Genomic DNA, 19,561 nt, shown 5'->3' with positions numbered 1-19,561 from the left:
CAAATGAGACGTTTAAAAATGTTATGGCATATTATACAGGTTACGGGTTTTACTCGGTTTGCTCTGAGTTTTGTGACCTTTGTTTTTGGGTCAGGAGGCGTGCTTTTCCTAGTTGAACCTGCTATCACAAATTACGGAGACGGTCTTTGGTATGCTTTTGTGACTTCGACGACTGTCGGCTACGGGGATCTCCTAGCTGTGACCTTGATTGGAAGGATTACCAGTGTCTTCTTGACGATTTATGGGCTCATATTTTTTGGCTGTTTATCAGCTGTTATTATTAATTATTATACCGATTTAAATAAGGAAAGAGGAGAGGACAAATGACTGCCAATTATTCAACACGGGAATACCGTGAGAAATTATACGATGACCTTCATGTTCGATTGAGAGATACAGCGATTTTGATGTGTGCAATTTTTATTGCCTCTATCGGTCTAAATATGAATTCAACAGCTGTTATTATTGGAGCCATGTTAATTTCACCTCTCATGACACCGATTGTTGGACTGGGATTCGGTTTAGCTATTTTTGATACGCGTTTAATCAAGCAATCTCTAGAGGTTTTATTGACTCAAGTGTTGGTCAGTTTGCTTGTCTCGACTCTGTATTTCTGGATTTCTCCCTTGTCTTATGCAAGTAGCGAGTTGATCGCACGAACCTCTCCAACCATTTGGGATGTTCTCATTGCTATTGCTGGTGGGATTGCTGGTGTGATCGGTTCAAGGAAAAAAGAAGCAAACAATATCGTGCCAGGAGTAGCCATTGCTACAGCTTTGATGCCGCCTATCTGTACTGCTGGCTATGGTTTAGCTAATGGGAATGTACGATTTTTATTGGGGGCTCTCTATCTTTTCTTGATCAACTGTGTCTTTATCATGCTAGCCAACATTGTTGGAACAAGAATTTTGATGAGAAAATCTCCTTTAACTTCATTTAAAGAGCTGAGCATTAAAATGAGAATTGGCTTGATTTCTTTGATTGTATTGTTGATTCTTCCAGCTAGCTATTCGGCAGTTACTCTGACAATAGAACAAGCGCGCAAAGAAGGGATCAAACAGTTTGTAGGAAAAGAGTTCGCCAATTATACGGTTATTAATCAAGTCTACAAGTCAAGTAACAATGAATTGGTCTTGACGGTTGTTGGAGATCCGATTTCAGAAGAAGAATTAGAAACACTCCACCAAAAACAAGCCTCTTACGGTATTCAATCTGTTCAATTGAAAGTGAATCAAGTTCAGAACTCGCCAACATTAGATAGTGAAGCGACCAAGGAATTTTATGAAAACATTGACAAGTATATTGATCAAAAACTCTCTGAAAAAGATTCACAAAACGATCTCGTAAAAGAAAATGAAGCAGACAAGGATTGAGGACAATGAACTGAATCGGTTTTTACGCCGTGTTTTTCTTGTATCTTCCTCTTTCTTACTTATAGCAGGTTGTTTTTGCTTGAATAAGAAATAAATTAGAAGTTCTATCATCTAAGAAAAATGATGAAAAAAATCATTTAACTAATGGTGTGAACGTTTAGTGTTTATCAGCTCCATTCTCTGTAATTTTGGGGGTAAAATCCACACCATTTAGATAAAATTAGTTGAATTTGATTGGAAAAACGCTTTTATAAAAGCGGAGAAAAGTCTTGATATTACGCTGTTTTTAGTCCAACTGAAATTCATACTTTCCAAACCAGGTCTTACGATTTGTAAGTAAAAGAGCAAATAAAAAAGAGGAGCTTGACACTAAAGTTCCTCTTCTTTTTAAATAAACGAATCAGTTTCTTATTACATAAAAGGTAGTGAAAAAGGTAGTGATTCGATTGATTCATATCGCAATGTAGTGAAATTTCGAAATTCAAGAATTGCTTTAAATCAAGGTTTCTAAAGTCTACTGACGTGTAGTGAACCCTTATTTAACCTCTGTAAACACAACGTGTTTGCGAAGTTTTGGTGAGTATTTCTTCAATTGAAGACGGTCTGGAGTGTTACGTTTGTTTTTAGAAGTAAGGTACAAGCGTTCACCAGATTCTTTGTGTTCAAGTGTGATATTTACGCGCATGGTATCTCCCTTCTATTATTCAGCTGATGCAGCTTTAGCGATTTTACGTCCTTTGTAGTATCCTTTAAGTGATACACGGTGAGAACGTGAGTAATCTCCAGTAGTTTCGTCAAAGTTTACAGATGGAGCTGTTACTTTGTAGTGGGTACGACGTTTGTTTTTCTTCGCTTTTGAAGTGCGACGTGCAGGTACTGCCATTTTGATTTCTCCTTTTAAGATATAATTCAGTTAGGTTTGATTTTCATCAACTTTAATAGTATATCAAAACTTTTTTGTAAAGTAAAGTTACTTGACAAAAAAAAGATGAAAAAATTCTCCTGTCCGATCTAGCAGACAGGAGAAGGTGTTAAATATCAATCTCAAATGGTTCGTCAATGGTTTCTGATACGTATTTTCCGTCTTTCTTCCGTTGCTTGACACACTCTGTAAGGAGATATTCGATTTGCCCATTGACTGAACGAAAGTCGTCTTCTGCCCATGATGCGAGTGCAGCGTATAACTTTGTTGAGAGTCGAAGGGGAATCTGCTTTTTTTTAGCTTCAGCCATCTTTAGTAAAGACTTCCTGCGTTGACAATTGGTTGTGCATCATGATTACCACAGAGAACGACTAGGAGATTTGAAACCATGGCAGCTTTTCGTTCTTCGTCAAGTTCTACCAATTCTCCTTCATTGAGACGTTCTAGTGCCATTTCAACCATTCCCACAGCGCCGTCTACAATCATCTTACGGGCATCAATAATGGCAGATGCTTGTTGGCGTTGAAGCATAACAGCTGCAATTTCTGGTGCATAAGCTAGATAAGTGATACGTGCTTCAAGGATTTCCAAGCCAGCATCTTCTACGCGACTTTGGATTTCTTCACGAATACGGTTAGCTACAATTTCACTAGAGCCACGGAGACTACCTTCATCTGCTTGTCCATCCCCTGTAGTATCTACATTAGGAGACACATCGTAAGGATAGATGCGGACAATATTACGAAGGGCGCTATCACACTGCAATGAGAGATATTCTTTATAGTTATCAACGTTGAAGACTGCTTTGGCTGTATCGACAACTCTCCAAGTTACCGCAATTCCAATTTCAACAGGGTTACCTAAGCAATCGTTAATCTTTTGACGGGAATTGCTCAAAGTCATAACTTTGAGGGAAATCTGTTTCTTGCCAATTTCAAGGTTTACATCATTGCCATTTGATGATTTCATTCCTGAAAAAGGAGATTTTGTGCTAACATCACCACTTTGACCAAGTCGAGTGTGGTTTGCAGGGTTGACTGCTATGCTAAAAGGATTGACAAAGTAAAAACCAGGTTCTTTGATGGTACCTGTATAATTACCAAAGAGGGTCAAAACCAGAGCTTCCTGAGGTTTGACAACTTTTAAACCAGCATGAGCTAGAACTGAAATTAAGATTAATAAAAGACCGATAATAATTCCAAAAACGTTTTCCGAACCAGCACCCATTATAAATATAAAGATACCAAGTACGAGTGTCAATTCAATGAGAATTAATGCGAATACACCATTTGGTTTTGAATTGATTAGTTTTTCAGTCATAAGAATGACCTCCTGCTTTATGATATCTAAATGATATCACTTTAATTTATAAAGTCAAGAAATAAATGTAACATTTTTAAAGAAAATATTGCTGTATAGAATTTTCTGAAAATTCAAGAATTTTCTTCTGTTCATTGCCTTTAAAATGTGCTATAATAGTAAAAACTGAAACGGGAGGGATAAGATGACTGAATTAGATAAACGTCACCGCAGTAGCATTTATGATAGCATGGTTAAATCACCAAACCGTGCTATGCTTCGAGCGACTGGTATGACAGATAAGGACTTTGAAACACCGATTGTGGGAGTGATTTCGACTTGGGCGGAAAATACACCATGTAACATTCACTTGCATGATTTCGGGAAATTAGCTAAAGAAGGTGTCAAATCTGCAGGTGCTTGGCCTGTACAGTTTGGAACCATTACCGTAGCGGACGGGATTGCCATGGGAACGCCTGGTATGCGTTTCTCTCTAACATCTCGTGATATCATTGCGGACTCTATCGAGGCGGCGATGGGTGGTCACAACGTCGATGCCTTCGTTGCTATCGGTGGCTGCGACAAGAACATGCCTGGTTCTATGATTGCTATTGCCAACATGGATATTCCAGCTATTTTCGCCTATGGTGGTACTATTGCACCGGGAAATCTTGATGGCAAAGATATTGACTTGGTTTCTGTTTTTGAGGGAATCGGAAAATGGAACCATGGTGACATGACAGCTGAGGACGTAAAACGTCTTGAATGTAATGCCTGCCCTGGCCCTGGTGGCTGTGGTGGTATGTATACAGCTAATACCATGGCGACTGCTATCGAAGTTCTCGGTATGAGTTTGCCAGGATCTTCATCTCACCCAGCTGAATCAGCCGACAAGAAAGAAGATATCGAAGCAGCAGGACGTGCTGTTGTTAAGATGCTGGAGCTTGGTCTCAAACCATCTGATATCTTGACTCGTGAAGCCTTTGAAGATGCCATCACTGTAACCATGGCTCTCGGTGGTTCTACAAATGCCACTCTTCACTTGCTTGCCATTGCCCATGCGGCTAATGTTGATTTGTCCCTTGAGGACTTCAATACGATCCAAGAACGTGTGCCTCACTTGGCCGACTTGAAACCATCTGGTCAGTATGTCTTCCAAGACCTTTACGAAGTCGGTGGTGTCCCTGCGGTTATGAAATATCTCTTGGCAAATGGTTTTCTTCATGGCGACCGTATCACATGTACTGGTAAGACAGTCGCTGAAAACTTGGCTGACTTTGCAGACCTTACACCAGGCCAAAAAGTCATTATGCCACTTGAAAATCCAAAACGTGCAGACGGTCCGCTTATCATCTTGAACGGGAACCTTGCCCCTGATGGTGCGGTTGCTAAGGTATCAGGTGTTAAAGTTCGTCGTCACGTTGGACCAGCTAAGGTCTTTGACTCAGAAGAAGATGCTATTCAGGCCGTTCTGACAGATGAAATCGTTGATGGCGATGTAGTCGTTGTCCGTTTTGTTGGACCTAAGGGTGGTCCTGGTATGCCTGAAATGCTGTCACTTTCATCTATGATCGTTGGTAAAGGTCAAGGAGACAAGGTTGCCCTCTTGACGGATGGACGCTTCTCTGGTGGTACTTATGGTCTGGTTGTCGGACATATCGCTCCTGAAGCTCAGGATGGTGGACCGATTGCTTACCTCCGTACAGGTGATATCGTTACGGTTGACCAAGATACCAAAGAAATTTCCATGGCCGTATCCGAAGAAGAACTTGAAAAACGCAAGGCAGAAACAACCTTGCCACCACTTTACAGCCGTGGTGTCCTCGGTAAATATGCCCATATCGTATCCTCTGCTTCACGCGGAGCCGTGACAGACTTCTGGAATATGGACAAGTCAGGTAAAAAATAAACAAGAAAAGCAAGCCATTTTCGGCTTGCTTCTTTTCATCTTCAAAAGTGATTTGCCTGCTTATACTCAATAAAAATCAAAGAGCAAACTAGAAAGCTAGGCGCAGGCAGTACTTGAGTACGACAAGCCGACGCTGACGTGGTTTGAATTTGATTTTTGAAGAGTATTAACGAGGTGGCAGTCCGAGGGCAATGCGTCCGTAGCGACTGATTCGTGTGATCTTCCATGCAGGAGACCAGGTAACTTCAACCTTGACATCTTCGATACCCTCGATTTGTTTTAGACCTGCGACGATTTCGATAGGTAGGCTTTCGGCGCAATCACAGGCAGTATCGGTGAAGGTCATGACAATCTTGCAGAGACCTGTTTCATCTAGATTGATTTCATAAATCAGCCCTAGATTGTAAACATCCAATTCCACATCTGTATCAAAAACCTTCTCTAATTTATCGATAATTTGGTCTTGCAAGGCTAAAGCGCGGTCATTGATTTTGATATCGTCTCTCATAACAGTCCCTCCACGTGATAAATATCCTCTATTTTCTCATAATTCTGACAATTTGGCAAGTTTTTGATGAATTTTCTGAAAAATATGATAAAATGAAGAAAATACGGAATCAAGGGGAAGTCTATGGAGCAGATTGGAAAAGTCTTTAGACAATTACGAGAGTCAAGAAATATCTCGCTGAGACAAGCAACTGGGGGACAATTTTCGCCGTCCATGTTGTCCCGATTTGAAACAGGTCAGAGTGAGCTTTCGGTGGAAAAGTTTCTATTTGCCCTAGAAAATATATCTGCTAGTGTAGAGGAAATCCTCTTTCTGACGAGAGGTTTTCAGTATGATACAGATTCTGAGTTGAGAAAAGAAATCATAGATGTCTTGGATCCAAAGAATATAGCTCCGCTTGAGGACTTGTATCGCAAGGAGTATCAAAAGCATGCCCATTCTCAAAACAAACAGAAACATATTCTAAATGCCATCATTATCAAGTCTTATATGAAGAGCATGGATGAAAGGGTAGAGTTAACAGCAGAGGAAGGGAAAGTCCTTCATGATTATTTGTTTTCTACCGAGATTTGGGGAATCTATGAACTCAATTTATTTTCAGTCAGTTCACCATTTCTATCTGTTTCTCTTTTTACTAGATATGTACGAGAAATGGTACGTAAATCTGATTTTCTAATGGAAATGTCTGGTAATCGAAATCTGTTTCACACTATACTATTGAATGGCTTTTTAGCCAGCATTGAGTGTGAAGAATTTACCAATGCCTCTTATTTTAAACGTGTCATCAAAGAGCATTTCTACAAGGAAAATGAGACCTATTTCCGAATTGTCTATTTGTGGGCTGAAGGTCTTCTTGATAGCAAGCAGGGTAGAGTCAAGGAAGGGCAGAAAAAGATGGAAGATGCTGTCCATATTTTTGAGATGCTTGGTTGTAACAAATCTGCTGAATACTACAGAAATACAACCGATTGTTGAATATCTGCAAACTAAGAAAATAATTTGAAAATTTAAGCGATAGAACTTTTGACTACTCTCAGGTCGTTACAAAAGTTCTATCGTTTCTTTGCTCATTTTATGTGTTGCATATATTCAAAAGTTTTCCCTTTCAATTTCTAAGTGCTATACTATAGTCATACTTCACATAGGGATTATAACAAGAAGGGAGATTACCTATGAAACTATTGTTTAGAAATCAAGCTTATCGACTCTTGACTTTGTCGCGCTTCTTCAATGCTTTTGGTGCTTCGATTTTTAACCTAGTATTTATCGTTTATGCATCGACCTTGCCACAAGCCTCTTTTGCTGTTGCTATGGCGAATATTGTCATTATTCTTCCGACTCTCTTTACAGTTTTTGTAGGGATTCGGGCAGATTACACAAGGGACAAGGTCAAATGGATGGTCTATAGCGGTTTGTTTCAGGCGGTTTTATTTTTTCTGGCAGCCCTAGTTGTTCAGCAAGCTAGTCTCTTTGCCTTTTCTAGCCTGTGTTTGATCAATGTCATCAGTGATTTGATCAGTGATTTTGCTGGTGGTTTGCGAATGCCTCTCGTTAAGGAAAAAGTAGCTGAAGAGGATCTGATGGAAGCTTATTCTTTTTCCCAGTTTATCACATATATTTCAGCTATTGGTGGTCAAGCTTTTGGAGTTTGGCTCTTAGGTCTATCGGTCAACAATTTTTCCCTTGTTGCTGGAATCAATGCCTGCTTTTTCCTAGTATCAGCCTTTATTCTCTTTTTAGGAAAAAGCAAATTGAGTCTGTCAATGTCATCTGCTGATGGTGAAAACCTAAAAAATGAGAAGCTTTCTATCAAAGACCAGTTCCTAACAATTTACCGAAATTTACGTCTCGTTTTTCTTAAAGGTGGACAGAAAAACTTTGGTTTCATGATCTTTGCTGTCTTGCTTATTAATGCCTTGGGTGGGGCTTTAGGAAGCATCTATAACATCTTCTTTTTGAGCCATTCTCTCTTGAATTTTTCTTACACAGAGGCACTATTTATCAATCAATTCTGTGTTTTAGTAGCAATCATCATCAGTAGCCTTACGGGCAATGATTATTTTGGGAAGCAGTCTTTGCCTAGATTGATGATGTGGGCGACCGTAGGACTCAGTCTAATTGGTCTAGCTAATGTATTCAATCAAGTCGTACTTGGTTTACTATTTCTCTTTTCAACTCTCTATGTGTCTGGTAAAGTTCAACCAAAGATTAGTGCCATGCTCATGAAAAATCTAGCTCCAGATGTTTTAGCTCGTACCAGTAATTTTTTAGGTTTATTGTTTACCTTATCCATACCTGTGGGAACAGCTTGTTTTTCACTTCTAGCTGTATGGAATATACAGTTGACTTGGATGCTGTTTGTTGGTCTCTCCTTGCTAGCTATTCTTTTGACAGTTATTAATCTCAAAAATGATATTTGAATCCTAATTTTTTTCTCACTGTTTTAATCCCTCTATTTATGGTAAAATAAGACTATTAAGTTTAAAGAGGATTCCCTATGAAATTACAAAAACCAAAAGGAACGCAGGATATTTTACCTGCTGAGTCTGCCAAGTGGCAGTATGTTGAGGGCTTTGCCCGTGAAATTTTCAAGCGCTATAACTATGCGGAAGTGCGCACGCCTATTTTTGAGCATTACGAGGTCATCAGCCGCTCTGTCGGAGATACAACGGATATCGTTATCAAGGAAATGTACGATTTTTATGACAAGGGTGACCGCCATATTACCCTCCGTCCAGAAGGAACTGCGCCCGTTGTCCGCTCTTATGTGGAAAATAAACTCTTCGCACCAGAAGTGCAAAAGCCAAGTAAGTTCTATTACATGGGCCCTATGTTCCGTTATGAGCGTCCACAGGCAGGGCGTTTACGCCAATTCCACCAGATTGGTGTTGAGTGTTTTGGCTCTAGCAATCCAGCTACCGATGTGGAAACCATCGCTATGGCAGCTCATTTCTTGAAAGAAATCGGCATCCAAGGTGTCAAATTGCATCTTAACACTCTTGGAAATCCTGAGAGTCGTGCGGCTTACCGTCAAGCCTTGATTGATTATTTGACACCGATCAAGGAGACCTTGTCTAAGGATAGCCAACGTCGTTTGGAGGAAAATCCTCTCCGTGTCTTGGACTCTAAGGAAAAAGAAGACAAGGTGGCAGTAGAAAATGCACCGTCTATCTTGGATTTCCTTGATGAAGAAAGCCAAGCTCATTTTGATGCCGTCCGTCAGATGTTGGAAAATCTGGGTGTAGACTATATCATCGATACCAATATGGTGCGTGGTCTGGACTACTACAACCACACCATTTTCGAATTCATCACTGAGATTGAGGGGAATGATTTGACCGTCTGTGCGGGTGGTCGTTACGATGGTTTGGTTGCCTACTTTGGTGGTCCTGAAACTGCAGGCTTTGGCTTTGGACTTGGTGTAGAGCGCCTGCTTCTCATCCTTGAAAAGCAAGGTGTGACTCTCCCTATCGAAAACGCTCTAGATGTTTATATCGCAGTCTTGGGTGAAGGAGCAAATGTCAAGGCCTTGGAATTGGTACAAGCCCTTCGCCAACAAGGTTTTAAAGCAGAGCGTGATTACCTCAACCGGAAGCTCAAAGCTCAGTTCAAGTCCGCTGATGTCTTTGCGGCTAAGACTCTCATCACGCTAGGCGAGAGTGAAGTTGAAAGCGGACAAGTGACGGTCAAAAACAACCAAACACGAGAAGAAGTGCAAGTGTCACTTGATGCTATCAATCAAAATTTCTCAGAAATCTTTGAAAAATTAGGCTTTTAATGACAGATAAACTGGTCAGGAATATATCCTGACTCTCTTTTTCCTAGGATCAACATTGCTTTTGCTTGCTTAAAAATATCTTTATAAAACCATTACTACCGTTTCTATTTTTGCAAGAGGAATTCTCTTATTAGCCCTTTTAGTTGCGACTGTATTCCACATTTTTATCAAGATGATGTGAATAACAATGCTAAGTCTTCATTTCAAATAGGAGTCTTTTATGAAATTACTTAAAAATCTTGGCTGGTTTCTTCTAGCTATTCTATCCTTTTACTTTGGCTATGGTCTGGTTCAGAGTATGGCTTTATCGGCGCTTGACCTAGGGGCTTCAATCTTTGGAGTCTTGCCACTTTATGTCGCCCTGTCAGGGGCCTATGTTTATGGAGTTTACATATGGTATCAGACAGAAAAGGTTAGCATCCAGACAACAGCTTTTAATCGTTATATCTGGTTGCCTACTCTGGTTTTGCTAGTGGCGATTACAGCCCAGTTCTTTTTGCCAGAAGATCCGTCAGTCAATCAACAAATCGTATCACAACTGACAGTTGCTCAGCCTGTCTTTGGTTTCTTTATGGTAGTGGTCTTTGCTCCTCTGACGGAAGAACTCATCTTTAGAGGGATGCTGGCGCGCTATCTCTTTCCTAAGCAGAACAACGGAAAACAGACAGCTCTGTTTCTCCTCGTATCGAGTGTGCTTTTTGCCTTGATTCATTTTCCAGGAACTTTGCAACAGTTTTTAGTTTATGCTAGTCTGGGATTGAGTTTGGGACTGGCTTATGTGAGCCGAAAAGGTCTTCTTTATAGCATTTCTCTCCACGCTTTGAATAATTTAATCGGCTTTTTGATGATACTCATGCTATAATAGAGTCAGGAGGTCACATGAAACGAATAATTTTATTAGCAGTGATACAGGCGGTCGTTCTCTTCTTTATCATCGGGGCACTTGCCTATGCCTTTAAAGGCGACTTCTTTTACAACTATCTAGCAGTTGTCTTTGCGCCTATTGCAGGAGTCTTGCGTTTTGCTTCGGCTTATGCGACGGAGATTGTTCTACCTAAAAAGGCAGCTGAGATTGCTGAAAAGCGTAAAAAGGTTAAGAATTATAATCAGAGAATCCGATGACGTTTTCATCGGATTTTTTGTCTGTTCGTTTTGATTCTAAAGACAATCAAACTTTTCTGCTGATTTTCATGAAGAGCCTGCGCTTTTATGGTAAAATAGTAACAGAATAAAAGAGGAGAGAAAACATGAAACGTAGTATGTATGCTGGTCGTGTTCGTGAGGAACATATCGGACAAGAGATTACTTTGAAAGGATGGGTTGGCCGTCGTCGTGACTTGGGTGGTTTAATCTTTATCGACCTTCGTGACCGTGAAGGAATCATGCAGTTGGTTATCAACCCTGAAAAAGTATCTGCAGAGGTCATGGCAACAGCTGAAAGTCTTCGCAGTGAGTTTGTCATCGAGGTGACTGGACAAGTCGTTGCGCGTGAGCAAGCTAATGATAAATTGCCGACTGGTGCAGTTGAGTTGAACGTGACAGCTTTGACGGTGCTTAATACAGCCAAAACAACACCTTTTGAGATTAAAGATGGGATTGAGGCCAATGACGATACACGTTTGCGTTACCGTTACCTTGACCTTCGTCGTCCAGAAATGCTAGAAAACCTTAAGCTTCGTGCCAAGGTGACCCACTCTATCCGTAATTACTTGGATGAGTTGGAGTTTATCGATGTGGAGACGCCATTCCTTTCGAAGTCAACGCCAGAAGGGGCGCGTGACTATTTGGTGCCATCTCGTGTCAATAAAGGGCATTTCTACGCTCTTCCTCAAAGTCCACAAATCACTAAGCAATTGTTGATGAATGCTGGTTTCGACCGCTATTACCAAATCGTCAAATGTTTCCGTGATGAGGACTTGCGTGGTGATCGTCAGCCTGAGTTCACCCAGGTCGACTTGGAAACATCCTTCCTTACGGAGCAAGAAATCCAAGATATTACAGAAGGATTGATTGCGCGCGTGATGAAAGAAACCAAAGGCATCGAAGTAACTCTTCCATTTCCTCGTATGAAGTATGATGATGCTATGGCCTTTTACGGTTCTGATAAGCCAGATACTCGTTTTGATATGTTGCTTCAGGACTTGACAGAAGTGGTTAGAGGTGTTGATTTCAAAGTCTTTTCAGAAGCACCTGCCGTTAAAGCTATTGTGGTCAAAGGAGCTGCGGATAACTACTCACGTAAAGACATTGACAAGATGACTGAAGTAGCTAAACAGTACGGTGCTAAAGGTCTTGCTTGGGTCAAGGTTGTGGATGGAGAATTAAACGGACCAGTTGCCAAGTTCTTGACTGGGATCCAAGCAGAATTGACTGCAGCACTTGGTCTTGAAGATAAGGACTTGGTTCTCTTTGTGGCGGATACGCTTGAGGTAGCCAATGCAACACTAGGCGCCCTTCGTGGACGTATTGCCAAAGAGCTTGGCTTGATTGATAACGACAAATTTAACTTCCTCTGGGTAGTTGACTGGCCAATGTTTGAATGGTCTGAAGAAGAAGGTCGTTACATGAGTGCCCACCATCCGTTTACCCTTCCACAGGAAGAGACAGCTCACGAATTAGAAGGTGATTTGGCTAAGGTTCGTGCCATTGCCTACGATATCGTTTTGAACGGTTATGAGCTTGGAGGTGGTAGCCTCCGTATCAACCAAAAAGACCTTCAAGAACGCATGTTCAAGGCTCTTGGTTTCTCAGCCGAAGAAGCAAATGACCAGTTTGGTTTCCTTCTTGAGGCTATGGACTATGGTTTCCCACCACACGGTGGTTTGGCGATCGGTCTTGACCGTTTTGTGATGCTCTTAGCAGGAGAAGAAAATATCCGTGAAGTCATTGCCTTTCCTAAGAACAATAAGGCAACCGATCCAATGACACAAGCTCCATCAACAGTCGCTCTCAAACAACTAGAGGAACTCAGCTTACAAGTAGAAGAAGATGAAACAAGCAAAACAAATTAAGCGGTGGCGCTATTATCTGCGCCGCTTTGCTTATCAGATAAAAATCTTACGAGTTTTACAAAGTATCTCTCGGGAAAAATATGATGAGAAAGTCTCGGCTTCTCTGGTTTATGGCTTTTTGTCAGCAGTAGCAGTCAATTTCTTTTTTCAACCAGGACACGTTTACTCCAGTGGTGCGACGGGTTTGGCACAGATTATCTCTGCTTTGAGTAATCACTGGTTTGGTTTTTATATTCCGATATCGCTGACCTTTTATGCCATCAATTTTCCGTTGATGATTTTGGCTTGGTATCAGATTGGGCATAAGTTTACAATCTTTACCTTTATCACAGTATCCATGAGTTCCCTCTTTATCCAGCTTGTGCCAGTTGTGACCTTGACAGAGGATCCCATCATCAATGCTCTTTTTGGGGGTGTTGTCATGGGCTTGGGGATTGGTTTTGCACTCCGTAACAATATTTCTAGCGGAGGTACAGATATCGTCAGTCTCACCATTCGAAAGAAAACGGGTAAGAATGTCGGCAGTATTTCTTTCTTGGTAAATGGAACCATCATGCTGATAGCAGGTCTGACCTTTGGTTGGAAATACGCCCTCTACTCTATGATCACCATTTTTGTATCGAGCCGTGTGACAGATGCGGTCTTTACAAAGCAAAAACGCATGCAGGCCATGATTGTGACCAATAATCCTGAAAAGGTAATCGAAAAAATCCATAAAAAATTGCACCGAGGCGCTACCATGATCCACGATGCAGAAGGAACTTATAATCATGAGAGAAAAGCAGTCTTGATTACGGTTATCACGCGAGCAGAGTTTAATGATTTTAAACACATCATGAAACAGGTCGATCCGACAGCCTTTGTCTCTGTATCCGAAAATGTCCACATCCTAGGACGATTCGTAGAAACAGACAATTAATAATACTCAAAAGACCAGCCTTGAGGCTGGTCTTTATTTTTCGATAATTTTGTGCCCAATCAACTGGCGGTAACAAATCTGTTTATTGTTTTTGGCATCGTTAATAATCTGGAGAATGGTTTCAAAGGAAACGCGCCCGAGTTCTAAGCTATTGATATCCACATAGGCTGCCAAGTTCAGTTTAGGGTTGACCGAGTCAAAGCTGAGGACAGGGACATCCAGTTGGTGTTTTGCGATGTAATCACAGACCCCTGCAGCAAGAAGGCTATCAATAGTAATAATAGCATCAATATTTGGATCATGCTCGAAGAGAAGTTTACTAAAGCGATAACCATTATCTTCAAGAAATTCGGTCGCAAAGTAGGTCAGATTTGGATCAATAGGAAGTTGGTATCGTTTAAGAGCTAACTCATAACCCATTAGACGATCTTGTGTTACGAAAAGTTTTTTGGTTCCTCCGATGAAGGCAATTCGCTTGCATCCTTTTTTGATGAAATATTCTGTTGCATCAAAACCTGCCTGGACATTGTCATTATCGACGAGCGGAATGAAGGGAGATAGAGATTTACCTAAGATAAGGAAAGGAAATTGCTCATCTGCTACTAGCTTAACCAAAGGATCCTCTTCTTGGGCATAGAGGAAAATCAAACCGTCAACACGCTTGCCATAAACCATCTGAGAAATAGCTTTGAGACGCTCCTTCTCATCTTTACCAGTTGCGATCTGGATAGCATAGTGGTTTTCAGACGCGACTTGGGCGATTCCTCGTAGGACAGATGGGAAGAAAGGATTTTGGTAGAAGGCATCCGAGTCGTCAGGCAATACCAAACCAATAACTTGAGTATAGCTGCTAACTAGGCTACGAGCATTGAGGTTGGGATGGTAGTTGAGTTCCTTCATAGCCTTGCGAACTCGTTTTTTGGTTTCATCACTAATCGTTGATTTGTTTTGAATGACGCGGGTAACAGTGGAAGGTGAGACACCTGCTGCTTTAGCCACATCTTTAATCGTCACGGGCATAAAAATCTCCTATTTATGATAATCTGGATCGCGGTAATGTGTTTTATAAAAGATGGTGACCAGATAAAGAACAAAAAGAATGTTTTGTACAGTGATAAGGGTTGTCATATTTTGGCCAAAAAGTCCCAAAACAAGCGTAATCAGAGTGGGTAATCCTAAACAGTTCAAGATAAAATGGTAGCACTCTTTAAAAGTCCTAAATGAAAAGAGGCGTGATTTTTTGGTGATATAAAGGAGGAGACTAGCTCCAAGAGAGACAATAAAGAAATTCAATCCAAAGAGGAAGCTTGCACCAAGAACGAGAAAGAGACTGATATAGACCCGATTTTGTTGGTACCAATCTTTAGAAATGGCCTGGGTTAGATCTTCCTTACTCTGGAAACTCTCCGTTTGAATGGCGTGGTAGCGAATGCGGGTCAGTTCCTTGCTTTCCTTGCTGATGATGAGTTCTTCCGTATCAAAATGAAGTTGCAAATCCTTTGGCAATTCTTTGCTTTGGCTCGGGCCAATCAAAAGAGAAGGCTGCTGATTCTTCGTACCTGAGTAGTTCAGCTTTCCATCAACGATTTGTGCATTCTCTGACAAGTCCATGATGGCTTCATCTGTCAGTGGAGTGTAGACATTATCGATAAAGGTATCCAGTGGATACGTTTCCTGTGAGCTGTTTTGAATGGCAATCGGAACCATAGACAAACTGATGAGGAAAATGCTCGTAAAGAGAAGCTGAAACCAGTTGAGTCCGAAACGTTTTGACAGGGGCTTACGAAATCCCCAGATACTAGAGAAATACGAGAATGGATATGGAAGCATAGGCATCTTTCTAAAAGTGTTTTCTATATGAGTATTATTATATAGAGAAATGTGCTTTATTTCAAGTCTAGTAGATAAATTGCTGATTGAAAAGCGGATTTTGCTACTATTTGCGATCTTGTGTCCAATCCTGCAGCTTTAGCAACAAGATCCAAAATGAAAAAGGGTGGCGGGGATAGATTATCCCTTGTCGCCACCACTTGTAAGTCCTGAAACAAAGTTCTTTTGTAGGAAGAAGAAGAGAATACAGATTGGAAGGGCGATGAGGATAGCACCTGCTGAGAAGTAGGCAATCTTCAAGTTTTTCACATTGCTGACAAAGGTCTGTAGACCAACGGCAACTGTAAAGTATTCTTTCTCACGAAGCAAGAAACTAGAGAGGATATAGTCTCCGAAAGGTCCCATGAAGGCCCAGAGCGCTTGTACTGCAACCATTGGACGAACGAGTGGGAGAACAATTTGCCAGAAGCGACGGAAGTGTCCTGCACCATCTAGTTTTGCTGATTCATCAAGAGACATTGGTACTGTGTCGAAGTAACCTTTCATCAACCAAGCGTTCATTGGGATACCACCACCGACATATAGGAAGATGAGGAACCAGCTATGGTTAAGGGCGTTCAACATAAGGGCCATAACGAAGAAGGCTGTCAAAGCGGCCATAGTTGGCACCATTTGGATGATCAAGAAGAAGACCAAACTTTGTTTACGAGCCAAGAAGTTGTAACGGCTGTAGGCGTAACCAGCAAGTACGATGATACTTGTTTGAACAGCCATTGTAATCAAAGCGATAATCAAAGTGTTGAGGTACCAAGTGCCGTACAAGGTTTCAGTGAAGAGCCCTTGGAAGTTGGCAAAGCTAAAGTCGACGTTAGCATCTAGTTTAAAAGCTACGACGTTACCAGTCTTGAAGGCTGACATAATAGTAATCAAAAGTGGATAGATAATCACGATTGAAAGACCAATCAAGTAGAGGTAAGTGAGGGTTTGAGTCAGTCTACGTTTGAGTTTGATTGAGTTATTCATCTTAGACGTCCTCCATATCAAATGCGTGTAGTTTCTTGAATGCGATCATAGAGATAGAGATGACAATGATAGAGATGATCAAGGTAACAGCTGCCGCCATAGAGTATTGAGGAGATGTACCTGTTGTCAAACGATAAATCCATGAGATCAAGATATCAGTTGAACCGGCTCCACCACCAACGCTACCAGGACCTCCGCCGTTGAAGAGGTACATGATAGAGAAGTTGTTAAAGTTGAAGGTGTATTGGCTGATCAATGTTGGTGCTGCAACAGCCAAAATCATAGGGAAAGTGATGTTGCGGAATTTTTGCCAAGCATTGGCACCATCGATATAAGCCGCTTCGTAGAGGTCGTTAGGAATTGACTGCAAGATACCCAAAGTCAAAACGTAGATGTATGGGAATCCTAGCCAACCTTGCATCATAATCAAGGCAATCTTGGTCCAAGTTGGGTCTGTTTTCCAAGGGATAAGAGCACCGTCAAGGAAAGGAAGAACCTTAGCCAAGATAGGCAATACTTGAGTGTTGATGGCACCGACACTATCATTAAACATGTTTGAGAATGTCAAGATAGTGATGAAGGCTGGAACAGCCCAAGGAAGAAGGAAAATAACACCAAAGATACGTTTTCCTTTGATAAATGGTTGGTTAGCAATGATAGCTGTGAAGATACCAATCACAATCTGCAAAGTAGAAGCAGACAAGGCCCAGATGATGGTCCAAGAAAGAACCGCACCGAAGGCTGAACGGAAGGTACTTAAGCTCCAGATGTTTGTAAAGTTCGTCAAGCCAACCCAGTCCAACAATTTGTTTGGTGGCAAGTGTTGGAAGTCATAGTTGGTAAAGGCAATCATCAAGGTTACGATAACTGGGAAGATAATCGCAAATGTCATTGCTACATACGATGGGATAATCAAAAAGTATGGGAATCCATTCTCATAAATACCTTTGATCATATCTTTAAAAGTCCGTGGGACAGGAATTCCATTGTTAATACGTTTTGCGATTGTATGTGCATCTTTAATATTTGAGAAATAAAAGAGCACATAAACGACTACAAAGATTAAATGGAAGGCACCACGAATCAACATAAAGAGGGAATTATCACGACCTGGCTTGTCACCAAGAGTGATCAAATTGTGCAATTCAGGGGCTGCAAGTGCTAGGAAATAAAGAACAAATACGATAGTGACACCAAGGAAGATAAAACCTTTGGCCTTTTGTTTATTGTAAATCTGTCCTAACCCAGGAATCACTGAAAGCAAGGCTGCTTTGCTAGGTTGTTGGTTTTCCATGAATACTCCTTTCATAGGATACGAGATTGAAGTTTGTCTCCAATTACTAGATAGGCAACTGCAATCATTCGTAAATTTATAAAATCAAAGGGGGATCTGTATTCTCCCCCCTTGTAACGAATTCAATTATTCACCAAATTTTTGTTTGATTGTTTCTTTGATCAATGTTACAGCATCGTTAGCAGCTGTCTTAGCATCTTTTTTACCACTTACAGCATCAAAGAGCATTGTTTTAGCTGGATCCCAAACAGCTGACATTTGAGAAATGTTTGGCATTGGTTGAGCGTTCTTGAACTGTTTGATAACAGCTGTTGTCAACTCATCGTTTTTACCTTCAGCGTATGAACGAGCTTCAGTGTTAGCTGGGATTTCGTTAGTTGCATCGTAGAATGCTTTTTGTTGTTCAGTTGAAACAAGGAAGTCTACAAATTTTTGTGCAGCTTCAAGGTTCTTAGTGCTTGATGGGATGATCCAAGCTTTACCACCACCGAATGGTGTGTATTCTTTACCATTTGGAAGAGTTGGAATAGTAGCAACACCGTAGTTTACTTTAGCATCTTTGAATGCTTGAGCTTTCCAAGGACCGTCGATGATAGCAGCTGTTTTACCTTCTTGGAATTGAGTTTGGATCAAGTTTGCAGCACCTTCAGTATCTTGCATACCTTTAGGCCATTTTTCATACCAAGATTTAGCGTAGTTGACACCAGTGATAGAACCGTCGTTTGCAAGACCGATGTCTTTAGCGTCTTTACCGTTTTGTCCGAATACGTAACCACCGTTACCAGCAAGAAGTCCGTAAGCGTAGTAGAAGTTTGTCCAGTCAGCTAGGAATGCAGTAGTTTTGCCATCTTCACCAGCGAAAGCGTATTTGCTGTCTTTAGCAAGTTCTTCTAATTCAGCAAAAGTTTTTGGAGCTTCTTTTAGCAAGTCTTTGTTGTAGTACATAACAAGTGACTCAATAACGGCAGGAGCACCGTAAACTTTACCGTCAGCAGCTGTTACAAGAGATTTAGTTTTATCATCTGTTTTAGCGCCGTCGCTCAAAGTAACTTCTGAAAGTTGTCCGTCAGTACCAAGGCTACCTACGCGGTCGTATGGTGCCATCATAACGTCAGCAGCTTGACCTGATTGGTTGTCAAGAGAAAGTTTGTCAAGTCCACCAAGTTGGTCACCTGATTTGATGTTAACTTTTGTACCTGATTCTTTTTCATAAGCTGCAGCAACTTTTTCAGCGTAGGCTTTGTATTGGTCTTCAACGTAGAAAGTGATTTCTTTTGCTTCAGATGAGCTAGTATCAGCTGCTTTATCAGCAGTTTTGCTTCCGCAAGCTACCAAAAGTAAGCTAGCAAGAGTAGCAGTTCCGAGCACAGCAGCGCTCTTCATGAATTTAGATGACATAGTGTATTCCTCCTAAAGAATAACAAATTTTATTTGATAGAAAAACGCAAACGTTTTCCCTTACCAGTCCAGTATAGCACAAATAGAAAACGGTTGCAAGCCTTTTTTGAAAAAATTTTAAAAAAACTTTAAGGTTTGTCAAAAGAAAAATTGCTTTGTAAATAGGAAGAAAAGGGATAAAGGTTCATTTTCTTATAAAATATTAAGATCAGGAAAACGATTGCGTAAATTCGGCTCGGTTTTTCAGAAAATAGAGCAGATATTGGGAATGAATTATCTTAAATCAGAAAATCTTTA

The 19,561-nt window shown here is 40.9% G+C and carries 20 protein-coding genes; 10 read left to right on the top strand and 10 right to left on the bottom strand.

Annotated elements, in window-relative coordinates:
* Window positions 1–3: 3 nt before the first annotated feature.
* Both D8804_RS04505 and D8804_RS04500 read left to right on the top strand, forming a co-directional pair.
* On the top strand, window positions 4–327 hold the full coding sequence (locus tag D8804_RS04505) for a potassium channel family protein (protein WP_001253404.1): 324 nt from the start codon (window positions 4–6) through the stop codon (window positions 325–327).
* The gene (locus D8804_RS04500) at window positions 324–1,373 is read left to right on the top strand and encodes a DUF389 domain-containing protein (protein ID WP_000126416.1); all 1,050 of its coding nucleotides are present in this window, start codon (window positions 324–326) and stop codon (window positions 1,371–1,373) included. Before D8804_RS04505 ends, D8804_RS04500 begins: the two co-directional genes overlap by 4 nt.
* A 535-nt stretch (window positions 1,374–1,908) precedes the next feature.
* Here the strand turns inward: D8804_RS04500 and rpmG are convergent.
* From rpmG to D8804_RS04475, 4 genes are all read right to left on the bottom strand, one after another.
* Window positions 1,909–2,058: a 50S ribosomal protein L33 gene (gene rpmG / locus D8804_RS04490; protein ID WP_001265622.1), complete on the bottom strand. Its 150-nt coding sequence runs from the start codon at window positions 2,056–2,058 to the stop codon at window positions 1,909–1,911.
* Window positions 2,059–2,073: 15 nt separating this feature from the next.
* Window positions 2,074–2,256, bottom strand: coding sequence for a 50S ribosomal protein L32 (gene rpmF / locus D8804_RS04485; protein ID WP_000290417.1), 183 nt, complete (start codon window positions 2,254–2,256; stop codon window positions 2,074–2,076).
* Window positions 2,257–2,404: 148 nt separating this feature from the next.
* Window positions 2,405–2,605: a type II toxin-antitoxin system antitoxin gene (locus tag D8804_RS04480; protein WP_000796544.1), complete on the bottom strand. Its 201-nt coding sequence runs from the start codon at window positions 2,603–2,605 to the stop codon at window positions 2,405–2,407.
* 2 nt (window positions 2,606–2,607) lie between these two features.
* On the bottom strand, window positions 2,608–3,615 hold the full coding sequence (locus D8804_RS04475) for an SPFH domain-containing protein (protein WP_000136839.1): 1,008 nt from the start codon (window positions 3,613–3,615) through the stop codon (window positions 2,608–2,610).
* Between the two features lie 184 nt (window positions 3,616–3,799).
* On the opposite strand from D8804_RS04475, the gene ilvD reads away from it, so the two are divergent.
* Window positions 3,800–5,503, top strand: a complete 1,704-nt coding sequence (gene ilvD / locus D8804_RS04470) for a dihydroxy-acid dehydratase (protein WP_000137343.1) — start codon at window positions 3,800–3,802, stop codon at window positions 5,501–5,503.
* A 166-nt stretch (window positions 5,504–5,669) separates the two neighbouring features.
* Here the strand turns inward: ilvD and D8804_RS04465 are convergent, their stop codons facing one another.
* Entirely contained in the window at window positions 5,670–6,011 is a 342-nt protein-coding gene (locus tag D8804_RS04465) for a metal-sulfur cluster assembly factor (protein WP_001204050.1), read from the bottom strand.
* 123 nt (window positions 6,012–6,134) lie between these two features.
* Here D8804_RS04465 and rgg point away from each other — a divergent pair, with 123 nt between their 5' ends.
* The 7 genes from rgg to D8804_RS04425 all read left to right on the top strand — a co-directional run bounded on the left by rgg (window position 6,135) and on the right by D8804_RS04425 (window position 13,719).
* Window positions 6,135–6,986: a quorum-sensing system transcriptional regulator Rgg gene (gene rgg, locus D8804_RS04455; protein ID WP_049479707.1), complete on the top strand. Its 852-nt coding sequence runs from the start codon at window positions 6,135–6,137 to the stop codon at window positions 6,984–6,986.
* 197 nt (window positions 6,987–7,183) lie between these two features.
* A complete protein-coding gene (locus D8804_RS04450; protein WP_049479709.1) occupies window positions 7,184–8,431 on the top strand; it encodes an MFS transporter in 1,248 nt (415 codons plus the stop codon).
* Window positions 8,432–8,508: 77 nt separating this feature from the next.
* Window positions 8,509–9,789 carry a histidine--tRNA ligase gene (gene hisS, locus D8804_RS04445; RefSeq protein WP_000775829.1) on the top strand — a complete coding sequence of 427 codons (1,281 nt, stop codon included), beginning with the start codon at window positions 8,509–8,511 and terminating at the stop codon, window positions 9,787–9,789.
* 220 nt (window positions 9,790–10,009) lie between these two features.
* Window positions 10,010–10,651, top strand: a complete 642-nt coding sequence (locus tag D8804_RS04440; RefSeq protein ID WP_000771207.1) for a CPBP family intramembrane glutamic endopeptidase — start codon at window positions 10,010–10,012, stop codon at window positions 10,649–10,651.
* Between the two features lie 17 nt (window positions 10,652–10,668).
* Window positions 10,669–10,911: a hypothetical protein gene (locus tag D8804_RS04435; RefSeq protein ID WP_049490087.1), complete on the top strand. Its 243-nt coding sequence runs from the start codon at window positions 10,669–10,671 to the stop codon at window positions 10,909–10,911.
* A 125-nt stretch (window positions 10,912–11,036) separates the two neighbouring features.
* Entirely contained in the window at window positions 11,037–12,800 is a 1,764-nt protein-coding gene (gene aspS / locus D8804_RS04430) for an aspartate--tRNA ligase (protein ID WP_125398977.1), read from the top strand.
* The gene (locus D8804_RS04425; protein WP_045618054.1) at window positions 12,778–13,719 is read left to right on the top strand and encodes a YitT family protein; all 942 of its coding nucleotides are present in this window, start codon (window positions 12,778–12,780) and stop codon (window positions 13,717–13,719) included. The genes aspS and D8804_RS04425 overlap by 23 nt, the downstream gene beginning before the upstream one ends.
* Before the next feature lie 33 nt (window positions 13,720–13,752).
* Here D8804_RS04425 and D8804_RS04420 read toward each other — a convergent pair whose 3' ends face one another.
* From D8804_RS04420 to D8804_RS04400, 5 genes are all read right to left on the bottom strand, one after another.
* Window positions 13,753–14,739, bottom strand: a complete 987-nt coding sequence (locus D8804_RS04420; RefSeq protein ID WP_125398976.1) for a LacI family DNA-binding transcriptional regulator — start codon at window positions 14,737–14,739, stop codon at window positions 13,753–13,755.
* A gap of 9 nt (window positions 14,740–14,748) precedes the next feature.
* Window positions 14,749–15,549: a DUF1189 domain-containing protein gene (locus tag D8804_RS04415; RefSeq protein ID WP_125398975.1), complete on the bottom strand. Its 801-nt coding sequence runs from the start codon at window positions 15,547–15,549 to the stop codon at window positions 14,749–14,751.
* 180 nt (window positions 15,550–15,729) lie between these two features.
* Window positions 15,730–16,572 carry a sugar ABC transporter permease gene (locus tag D8804_RS04410; RefSeq protein WP_001065654.1) on the bottom strand — a complete coding sequence of 281 codons (843 nt, stop codon included), beginning with the start codon at window positions 16,570–16,572 and terminating at the stop codon, window positions 15,730–15,732.
* A 1-nt stretch (window position 16,573) separates the two neighbouring features.
* Window positions 16,574–17,866, bottom strand: coding sequence for a carbohydrate ABC transporter permease (locus D8804_RS04405; RefSeq protein ID WP_185774029.1), 1,293 nt, complete (start codon window positions 17,864–17,866; stop codon window positions 16,574–16,576).
* A gap of 126 nt (window positions 17,867–17,992) precedes the next feature.
* The gene (locus D8804_RS04400; RefSeq protein ID WP_000095461.1) at window positions 17,993–19,264 is read right to left on the bottom strand and encodes an extracellular solute-binding protein; all 1,272 of its coding nucleotides are present in this window, start codon (window positions 19,262–19,264) and stop codon (window positions 17,993–17,995) included.
* Window positions 19,265–19,561: the final 297 nt, after the last annotated feature.

It is taken from the genome of Streptococcus oralis (assembly GCF_003944215.1).
GTDB classification, from domain to species: Bacteria; Bacillota; Bacilli; order Lactobacillales; family Streptococcaceae; genus Streptococcus; species Streptococcus oralis_BI.
The sequence above is the reverse complement of the archived record's forward strand: the minus strand, read 5'-3'. Positions and strand labels throughout refer to the sequence as shown.